Origin of the sequence: Erwinia sp. QL-Z3, from assembly GCF_004551645.1 — a bacterium.
Classification (GTDB): Bacteria; Pseudomonadota; Gammaproteobacteria; order Enterobacterales; family Enterobacteriaceae; genus Erwinia; species Erwinia billingiae.
Genome location: NZ_CP037950.1, coordinates 503,431 through 512,670, shown reverse-complemented (window position 1 = coordinate 512,670; position 9,240 = coordinate 503,431). Strand labels below are relative to the sequence as shown.

The 9,240-nt window shown below is 51.0% G+C and carries 10 protein-coding genes; 7 read left to right on the top strand and 3 right to left on the bottom strand.

Annotation, left to right across the window (positions count from 1 at the left end; genetic code table 11):
- Positions 1-78: 78 nt before the first annotated feature.
- The 3 genes from E2F51_RS24010 to E2F51_RS03030 all read left to right on the top strand — a co-directional run bounded on the left by E2F51_RS24010 (position 79) and on the right by E2F51_RS03030 (position 1,751).
- Positions 79-375: a VENN motif pre-toxin domain-containing protein gene (locus E2F51_RS24010; RefSeq protein WP_371732174.1), complete on the top strand. Its 297-nt coding sequence runs from the start codon at positions 79-81 to the stop codon at positions 373-375.
- 325 nt (positions 376-700) lie between these two features.
- Complete coding sequence (locus E2F51_RS23780; RefSeq protein ID WP_157868034.1) at positions 701-868, top strand: hypothetical protein; 168 nt, start codon at positions 701-703, stop codon at positions 866-868.
- 319 nt (positions 869-1,187) lie between these two features.
- The gene (locus E2F51_RS03030) at positions 1,188-1,751 is read left to right on the top strand and encodes an Ail/Lom family outer membrane beta-barrel protein (protein ID WP_134822702.1); all 564 of its coding nucleotides are present in this window, start codon (positions 1,188-1,190) and stop codon (positions 1,749-1,751) included.
- A gap of 71 nt (positions 1,752-1,822) precedes the next feature.
- On the opposite strand, the gene E2F51_RS03025 is transcribed toward E2F51_RS03030, so the two are convergent.
- Complete coding sequence (locus tag E2F51_RS03025) at positions 1,823-2,182, bottom strand: diacylglycerol kinase (protein WP_013203735.1); 360 nt, start codon at positions 2,180-2,182, stop codon at positions 1,823-1,825.
- 197 nt (positions 2,183-2,379) lie between these two features.
- Complete coding sequence (locus E2F51_RS03020; RefSeq protein WP_134822701.1) at positions 2,380-3,504, bottom strand: N-acetyltransferase; 1,125 nt, start codon at positions 3,502-3,504, stop codon at positions 2,380-2,382.
- Positions 3,505-4,146: 642 nt separating this feature from the next.
- On the opposite strand from E2F51_RS03020, the gene E2F51_RS03015 reads away from it, so the two are divergent.
- Genes E2F51_RS03015 through E2F51_RS03000 form a run of 4 tightly spaced genes read left to right on the top strand, consistent with a single transcriptional unit; the run spans position 4,147 to position 8,244 of the window.
- Positions 4,147-5,880: a fatty acyl-AMP ligase gene (locus E2F51_RS03015; protein WP_013203732.1), complete on the top strand. Its 1,734-nt coding sequence runs from the start codon at positions 4,147-4,149 to the stop codon at positions 5,878-5,880.
- Positions 5,880-6,794, top strand: coding sequence for an NAD(P)-dependent oxidoreductase (locus E2F51_RS03010; protein ID WP_134822700.1), 915 nt, complete (start codon positions 5,880-5,882; stop codon positions 6,792-6,794). Before E2F51_RS03015 ends, E2F51_RS03010 begins: the two co-directional genes overlap by 1 nt.
- A gap of 30 nt (positions 6,795-6,824) precedes the next feature.
- On the top strand, positions 6,825-7,085 hold the full coding sequence (locus E2F51_RS03005; RefSeq protein ID WP_134822699.1) for an acyl carrier protein: 261 nt from the start codon (positions 6,825-6,827) through the stop codon (positions 7,083-7,085).
- Positions 7,072-8,244, top strand: a complete 1,173-nt coding sequence (locus E2F51_RS03000) for a pyridoxal phosphate-dependent aminotransferase family protein (protein WP_013203729.1) — start codon at positions 7,072-7,074, stop codon at positions 8,242-8,244. The genes E2F51_RS03005 and E2F51_RS03000 overlap by 14 nt, the downstream gene beginning before the upstream one ends.
- 52 nt (positions 8,245-8,296) lie before the next feature.
- On the opposite strand, the gene E2F51_RS02995 is transcribed toward E2F51_RS03000, so the two are convergent.
- Complete coding sequence (locus tag E2F51_RS02995) at positions 8,297-9,031, bottom strand: thymidylate kinase (RefSeq protein WP_134822698.1); 735 nt, start codon at positions 9,029-9,031, stop codon at positions 8,297-8,299.
- Between the last annotated feature and the right edge of the window lie 209 nt (positions 9,032-9,240).

Below are 9,240 nucleotides of genomic sequence, written 5' to 3'. Positions count from 1 at the left end.
ATAGCATCAGCACACTGGGCAGTAGCGCCGGCAGTAACCTGACGGTGAAGGGCTCCGACCTGCAAGCCGGCCAGCGAGCTGACGGAATCGGAAAGGCAGACGGTAAGCGCGCTGGCAACGCTGGCCGCAGGTCTTTCAGGCGGGTTGATCGGAGACAGCAGAGCGGATGCTGTATCTGCAGCCCAGTCGGGCAAGACGACGGTGGAGAATAATCTAATGGCTGGGAATGAGCAGTCGCAGGCGAAGTTTGTACAAGAACACGGTAAGGATGTGCTGTCCTGTTCAGATAATCCAACATCAGCCAGCTGCCAGCGTGGTGAGGCGGTTAATAAAGCGATTGCTGGCGCGTTGGCAACTGGAGGCGTGGCATCTTAACTGCGCCAGCACAGGCGATGTGGACGCTGGGTGCAGGGTTTAACACAGTTGCTCAGTACGCCGATGATGGTACGGTGAACCCGGTAAACTCAATTGTGGCTGGCTGGACAAACGTTATCACCATCGGAAATGGGTGACAGGCGGTTGGAATCCTAAGTTTAATCCTGAGCTTTTAAAATATACCGAAGTTGAAGGACAACTGGGGATCTCTGAGCAAATGCTACCGAGAAAATTCCCCGTAGCATAGGAAATATTGGAGCTTAAGCAATTTCAGAGGGGAGCGCAAAAGCTGCTGAGAAGGCACGCAAAAAATCAGGAGAGGTAAATGAAAAATGATCTTAATCTCAGGGTGATTCAATCATTGTTTAACTTAGTTGCCACTGTGGTTTTTATAATTGTTGTTTCTGTTATAGGAAAGGTTTTTTTCTCATTACTACTTTGGCTCTTTGGGGAAGGGTTTGTTATCACCTCGCAGGATGTTTACACGGAATAAAAGTTGGTTCTTATACAGGAGGTGTCGGGGGGCGGGTCTTGCCTTACTTAGTTTTTTTAAAGTAATAAAATTTTAAACTTTTGGCATTTTTTAATACCACTTGGTTAAGAGGTTGTTACTTCTATTAGCCAATATCCATGACCAAACAAAAAGCCTTGACACTACAACGGCTAAGTTCCACAGTTCGGCTGCCCGGGGATTGGGTGGGGTTGACCCAGGCGGTTTCTACAACGGGAAGTAAAGTTCCCGGTAAGAGAACCCCGCATTAATATTCCTGAAAGGAATGATGAGCACAATTTTTATTAATTAAGGATGATTTATGAAAACAACGATTATCTCTCTGGCTATTTTAACTGCCATTAGTACCGCGACTGTTGTGCACGCCGCAGACCACACCATCACCCTGGGATATGCGCAAAGCAAAGTACAGGATTTTAAAAACATCCAGGGGGTTAATGCGAAATATCGCTACGAGTGGAACTCTCCTCTCAGTATCATAACCTCATTTACCTATTTGAATGGCAGTAATGACGGTCATTATTCAAACGTCAATAATACTATCTATCCAGAAGTTGATGTAAAGTATTATTCTTTAGCCGTCGGCCCGGCATATCGTATCAATGATTTTTTCAGTCTCTATGGTTTAGTTGGCGTGAACTATAACAAAGTTAATTACAGCTATGACTTGGAAAAGTTTGGCTTGGGAAATTCAAGCAGTACGAGTGACAATAAATCTACCAACCTGATGTATGGCGCGGGTGTGCAAATCAACCCATGGAATAATCTCACCATCGACGTGGGTTATGAGGGTTCAAGAGTCACAGACGGCGTTACGGATTACGCAGTGAATGGATTTAATGTGGGTGTTGGCTACCGCTTTTAAGTCGCGAGTGCACTGTTAAGAAGAATCCGGCCATGTGCCGGATTTTTTCTGCGCTTTTAGGGTATTAATCGCTAAAAGATAACGCTCAGCCAAATGATGATTGTCATCACCACGGCGACTAACTGTGCCGCACCGCCAATATCTTTGGCGCGTTTAGAGAGGGGATGAATCTCTAAAGAGATACGATCAACCACCGTTTCAATGGCGGTATTCAACAATTCCACGATCAGCAAAATAAAGCAGGTGGCAATTAACAGCAGTCTTTCTGTTTTTGTGATGTCCAAAAAAAATGTAATGATTAGTAAGAATGCGTTAATGATGATGAGTTGGCGAAAAGCATCCTCGGTGAAGATGGCATCTTTCAAACCTTCCCAGGAATTATTGACGCTGCTGATGAAGCGATTGATGCCTTTTTTCTTTTCAAAGGACATGCGTTTACTCTTATAAATGAGTTTGAATTAACCTACCCAATTAATAACGTCAGGTGAGTTATTTGGGGCTTTTAATGATTAATTATTTTAATTAATCATCTCGCGGCGATATTCACTTACAGTACAGTGCCACATGGCCGGCTGCGGGTAAGCAACACCGCCGCGAGAGTCGACGGTAAATAGCGTCTGCAGATGGCTCAGAGCGTCTTTTCAAACAGGCGATAGCGCTTATAGGGCACCGCACCAATGCGCTCCAGAATCGTTCGCATGCCGGTGTTGGATTCCAGGCTCCACGACATCTCCAGCGCATCAATATTGCGTTTTGCAAAGGGATCTCGTAACGCCTCAATCAGCAACAGCGCCATAATTGGCCCCATCCGACTGAACTGGAAATCATGGCGAACCCCCATCAATGGCACCCGCGCTGTGCGCACGCCGCTGACCTTCAGTCGCCATAACAGTTTTGCCCAGCCGAAGGGGAATAGACGGCCCTCTAAGCCAGCGATAGCCTCGTTAATATTTGGCAGGCCAACGATAAATGCGCAGGGCACCGAATCCACTTCGGCGATATAAATCATGTCGTCAGGCACCAGATATTTCAGCTGATCGCCCATGGTGGCGAATTCGTGTTCCGTGAAGGGCACAAACCCCCAGTTATTCTGCCAACCGGAGTTGAAGATTTCCCGCAGCACCTGCATTTCTTCGGCAAACTTCTTACGATTAAGGCGACGAATGCTCGCCTTTTTTCTCATCTGAGACATCAGCTTAGTCAGCGAAGGTTCAAAATGCAGATCGGTGCGTTTCATCAAATAGGCCAACAGATCAATGCCTTGTGCATAGCCTTGCTGTTCAAGGTAATTAGCGTAATAGGGTTTGCCGTGCGTCATCAGAGCAGAAGGCGGCGTATCAAATCCCTCGATTAATAAGCCGCTTTCCTGGTTGATATTCATGCTGAAAGGGCCGGTAATCTTTACCGCCCCTTTGGACTTCAGCCAGGCTTCGGCGGCCGCGAATAACGCCTCGAAAACCGCCGGATCGTCAATCGCATCAATCATGCCGAAATGCCCGGTATCCTGGCCATAACGTTCACGATGCAGACTGTCGATTTGCGCAGTAATTCTCCCGACAACCTTACCGTCTTTTTTCGCCAGAAACGCCTGCCACTCAATATGTTCAACGCTTGGGTTTTTCTTTGAAAGATGCTCCTCACGCTCAATAAACAGCGGATCAATCCAGTTGGGATCGTCGCGGTACAGTGAGGAGGGAAAAGCGATAAATGCCTTCAGATCGCGCTTGTCAGCGACTTTTTCAATGTGAATCATAAAAAACCTTTAATTATTTTCGTCTGTTCGAAGAAGCCCGTGGCTATCTGGCAGGCAATATTGAGTGCTTAACGCGATGAATAAACAGAACTGAATACTGATGCGTTTGATGGCAAAAGCATTATTTGTTAATAAGGATCCGGATTCACGCTGGTCAGTATTATTTTGAACATTACGTGCTTATGAAATTATTGGCAGAGTCCATCCTTTACTGGTTAAGCAATTTATGCTTTTGCGCTTTCGTGCTATTAGTTTTGTAAAGACCCGTGAGCGTTTTTAGTCTACTGAGTTTCTTTTGCTGGAGTGCGGCTATTTTTTATCACTTAATGCTTTTGTCATAATCATCGTGAATCAGCTATTCACTTTTAACCGGCTTCCGGCTACTGTTTATGAAGTGTTTAGGTTCAGTAATGAACATGTGAAGGTGCTGGAATATACCCTGGCATCCTGAATATGAATGCCAGTGAGACTCTTTTTCTTTAGTAATGGGTGGTTTGCGAATGCAAAACTGCCTGCGAAGCTAATGGCGGAATAAAAAAGAGTTAAATAACGGATTATAAAAAAATTTCATAATAAAACTTCAACTCTCTCGCCAACCCTGCCTGTCGCATTTGGTGATTTGAATCTATGGCTGATTTGTCTATGTCTGAAACACGCTCAACTCACTCTCTTCCTATGCGCTATGCCGATTTTGGCTCTCTGGTGGAGGCGTTAGATTACGCCGCCCAGGGGAGCACAGGAATGAACTTCTACGACCGGCGTAATCAACTGGTTTCCGTGCTGGAATACCGGACGCTCAAAGAGCGGGCGATAAGCGGCGCTCGTCGTTTGCTGTCGCTGGATCTGAAAAAAGGCGACCGCGTTGCGCTGATCGCAGAGACCAGCGTCGGTTTTGTCGAAGCGTTCTTTGCCTGCCAGTATGCCGGCTTAGTCGCGGTTCCGTTGGCCATTCCGATGGGCATCGGCCAGCGGGCGTCGTATATCGTCAAGCTGAAAGGATTGATTTCCAGCTGCGCGCCGGCGGCGATTATTAGCAGTGACGAGTGGGTGCCGTTAATCAGCTCAGCCACAGAGAATGCACCGCCTCCGCATATTCTCAGCAATGCCGAATTCAATGCCCTGCCGGAACGGGATATTGCGTTAACAAAACCGTCCGCCGACGATATTGCCTACCTGCAATATACCTCCGGCAGCACGCGTTTCCCGCGCGGCGTGATTATTACCCAGCGTTCCGTGATGGCCAATCTGCAGGTTATCAGCCATGACGGCATTAAATTACGCGCTGGCGACCGCTGCGTGTCCTGGCTGCCGTTTTATCACGATATGGGGCTGGTCGGTTTTCTGCTAACGCCAGTGGCGACGCAGCTTTCAGTGGATTATCTGCGGACGCAAGATTTCGCCATGCGGCCTTTACAGTGGTTAAAGCTGATCGATAAAAACCGTGGCACGGTCACCGTCGCGCCACCTTTTGGCTACGATCTGTGCCTGCGTCGCAGCAACATGAAAGAGCTGGCCGGGCTGGATCTTTCCAGCTGGCGCGTGGCCGGCGTCGGCGCGGAACCTATTCCTGCCGAGCTGCTTAAGCAGTTCGGGGAGCATTTCAGCGATCTTCATTTCGACCCTGACGCTTTTATGCCTTGCTACGGCTTAGCTGAGAACACCCTCGCGGTGAGTTTCTCGGAAGAGAACGCCGGTGCGCAAATTCATGAGATCGACCGCGAAGTGCTGGAATACGAAGGCCGCGCCGTCGCGCCAGGCAAAAATACCCTGGCCACCTCCTCATTTGTGAATTGCGGCAAGGCGTTGCCTGGTCATCGCATTGATATTCGCAGTGAGAATGGATCGGTGTTGCCGGAACATCAGGTCGGGCATATTTATATCGCCGGCCCCAGCCTGATGAACGGTTATTTCCGCGACGATGTCTCGCAGCAAATGATCAAGGCGACGGGCTGGATGGATACCGGCGATTTGGGTTATCTGTCAGGCGGAAACCTTTACGTCACCGGCCGCAAGAAAGACTTAATTATTATTCGTGGCCGTAATATCTGGCCGCAGGATATTGAATACGTTGCCGAAGCGGAGCCGGAAATTCACGCCGGCGATGCAATTGCGTTTGTCACCGAAGAGCACGGCGAGGGCGCCAGAATTATATTGCAGATCCAGTGCCGGATCGGCTCTGAGGAACGCCGTGAGCAAATTGTTCACTCGCTGTCGGCCAGCATTCAAAGCGAATTCGGCGTGGCGGTGGATATCGAACTTTTGCCGCCTCACAGTATTCCACGCACTTCCTCGGGTAAACCGGCGCGAGCAGAAGCCAAAAAGCGCTGGTTATCCGCCGCCCTTTATCCTGCTGTGCAGCTGGCTGGGCTGGCCTGATGAGCACCACGGTCGCAGTGACGGGCGCAACGGGTTTCATTGGGAAACACATCGTCGGGAATCTGCTGTCGCGGGGCTTCAGGGTGCGGGCCTTAACCCGCACGCCGCAACCCTCCACCGATGACAATCTGGTGTGGATCCAGGGCTCGCTGGAAGACCAGGCTTCACTCTGGGAACTGGTGCGCGGGGCGACCTGCGTTGTGCATTGTGCTGGGCAGGTACGGGGCAGTTCGCAAGATACCTTCACCCAATGCAATGTTAACGGCAGCGTCGGCCTGATGCAGGCGGCCCGGTTAAGCGGCAGCTGTAAGCGATTCCTGTTCCTGTCGTCTCTGGCAGCCCGTCATCCTCAGCTGTCCTGGTATGCGCGATCGAAATTTGTCGCCGAGCGCGAGCTGACCTCAATGGCCGTTGGCATGTCTCTGGGCATATTTCGCCCGACGGCGGTTTACGGGCCGGGTGATAAAGAGCTGAAACCGGTTTTTGACTGGCTGTTACGCGGCGTGCTTCCCCGGCTGGGCTCGCCCGAAGCGAAGCTCTCGTTTCTGCACGTCAGCGATCTTGCCGAAGCCGTCAGCCAGTGGCTGGTAGCCGACGTGCCGGAGACGCAAACCTGCGAACTCTGTGATGGCGTGCAGGGCGGATACAACTGGCTGCGATTGAAGGCGATCGGTTCAGCGGTGCGCGGAGGTCCGGTGCGGTTGCTGGGCGTGCCGTTGCCAGCGCTTAAATTCTTCGCCGACGTCAGTATGTTGTGGAACCGGCTGGCCAGAACAGAGCCGATGCTGACGCACAGCAAAATCCGCGAATTAACCCATCAGGACTGGTCGGCAAGCAACACATCTTTATCCGAAACCATTCACTGGTTTCCAGAGGTCAGTCTGGAACGCGCGCTGCGTGAAAGACTGTTTTAATTCTTACGAGTAGAGGTTTTCAACGTTCTTATGCTAAATCGCGACGAAGTGATGGATTATATTCTTACCTGCTTACAGGACATCGTTAAGGGCGGGGTGGAGGTCAGGCCGGACAGCGATCTCGTTAACGATCTTGGCCTGGAATCCATCAGAGTGCTGGATTTGCTGATGATGCTGGAAGACAAGCTGGATATTTCTATTCCGATTAATATTCTGCTGGATGTCAGAACGCCTGAGCAATTGCTTGTCGCGCTGCAACCTCACCTGGAGAGCGCCAATGGGTCTGTATGATAAGTTTTCACGCCTCGCGGGTGAGCGTGAGCAATTCCAGACGTCCGGACTGAATCCTTTTGGAACCTGTATCGATGAGATTTACTCCGCGACGGAAGGGCGCATTGGCGACCAGAAAATTGTGCTGGCCGGAACCAACAATTACCTTGGACTGACCTTTGATGCGCAGGCCATTGCTGATGGTCAGGCCGCTTTAGCCCTGCAGGGAACCGGCACTACCGGCTCGCGTATGGCAAACGGCAGCTACGGTTCACACCTTGCACTGGAGCAGGAGCTGGCGACCTTTTTCAACCGCCCCTGTGCCATCGTTTTCTCCACGGGCTATACCGCTAACCTCGCCGTCATCAGCACCCTTGCGGGCCCTGGCGCGGTGGTGCTGATTGATGCCGACAGCCACGCCAGTATTTATGATGCCTGTGCGTTGGGCGGCGCTGAAATTATCCGTTTCCGTCACAACGATGCTAACGATCTGGAACGCCGGATGGTCCGTCTGGGCGAACGGGCAAAAGAGGCGATCATCATCGTCGAAGGCATTTACAGCATGCTCGGCGACGTGGCTCCACTGGTGGAAATTGTCGATATCAAGCGCCGGTTTGGCGGGTATTTGCTGGTCGACGAAGCCCATTCCTTCGGCGTGATGGGCGAAAACGGTCGCGGTCTGGCCGAAGAGCTGGGTGTGGAAGAAGAGGTCGATATTATCCTCGGCACCTTCAGCAAAAGCCTGGCCTCGATTGGTGGCTTTGCCGTGGGCAGTAAAGCCATGGACGTGCTGCGCTACAGCAGTCGCCCCTATATTTTCACCGCGTCACCTTCGCCATCCAGCATTGCTTCGGTGCGTGCCTCCCTGCAGAAAATCGCGCAGCAGCCTGAGTTACGCAAAAAGCTGTGGAGCAATGCCAACCGTCTTTATAACGGGCTGGCGCAGATTGGTTATGAGCTGGGGCCACGGATCAGTCCGGTGGTGCCGGTGATGATCGGCTCGAAAGAAGATGGCCTGAATTTCTGGCGCGATCTGATAGCGAAAGGGGTTTACGTCAACCTGGTTCTGCCGCCGGCGGCGCCGTCTGGCGTCACGCTGCTGCGCTGTAGCGTCAATGCGGCACACAGTGATGAAGAGATCGATAAAATCATTCAGGCGTTTGCGGAACTGAAAAAGTAACCGCGCATTCCCTGCTCATGCATGAGCAGGGAATGCAGGATGAAAGCGGAGGTTATTGCGAGTGGGCGACCGACTCACCTTCATAAACCGGCACATAACCCTGGGCGGCCATGAATTCAGCGATAGCTATTTCCGCCGCGGCAATCACCTGATCGACAGGTTTATTGGCATCAATATCAACCAGCTGTGCGCCTTCAAAAGTCAGTAGCGGTGTGGCAGCCACTTTTTTGCTGAGTTGTTCGCGGCGGTGATCGGGCTTACGTGCACAGGCCACATCGAGATCAACATTCAGTTTGATCACCAGGTCTGGCTTATGTGCGGCCATCCACCTGAAGGCAGAACGCTCGCGCCCGGCCATCCATTTTACCAGGCCGTTGCCTTTGGTGTCTGGCGGGAACACCGTTCCGTCATAGGCACCGGGAATTTGCGCCTGAGGAAAACGGTCGGTTAAGACCATCAGCCCTTGTCGACGATAAGCCAGCATGCGGCGAAAACGTAATAAACGGCGAACGACAAAGGTCATTATCACCACCGACGGCAACAGACCCAGTTTGGTCTTTTTCGTTTTGACTTTTTTGGTATTGCGCTCGATAGCACGTTCGAAGGATTTGCCCATTAATGGCAGTTGTGAAACGGCGCGTCCGACATTACCGGCCTGTTTACCGAGGTGAACCCTTACCGCAGGACCATATTTTTTGACATGGACAATCAGATGTTCGCAGACAGTAGACTTTCCGGAGCCATCACTGCCAATTACCGCAATAAGCGGCGGGAGTCTGGAGGTCATAATACCTTGCTCTTTATCAACACTGAATGAAATGTACCATTTTGACCGCAGGAAGTCGTTAGCGCGCCATGGTTATAAAATGCTAATTGTTGACGGGTCTGGGTACGGGAAATTAAATCAGGCGGTTGGGTTTTTACTGAGTGATTTATTCTGCGGGTGAGCGGGTAAATATAGGTCGTCGGGCATGGATTTGTGCGTTTTAGAGCACG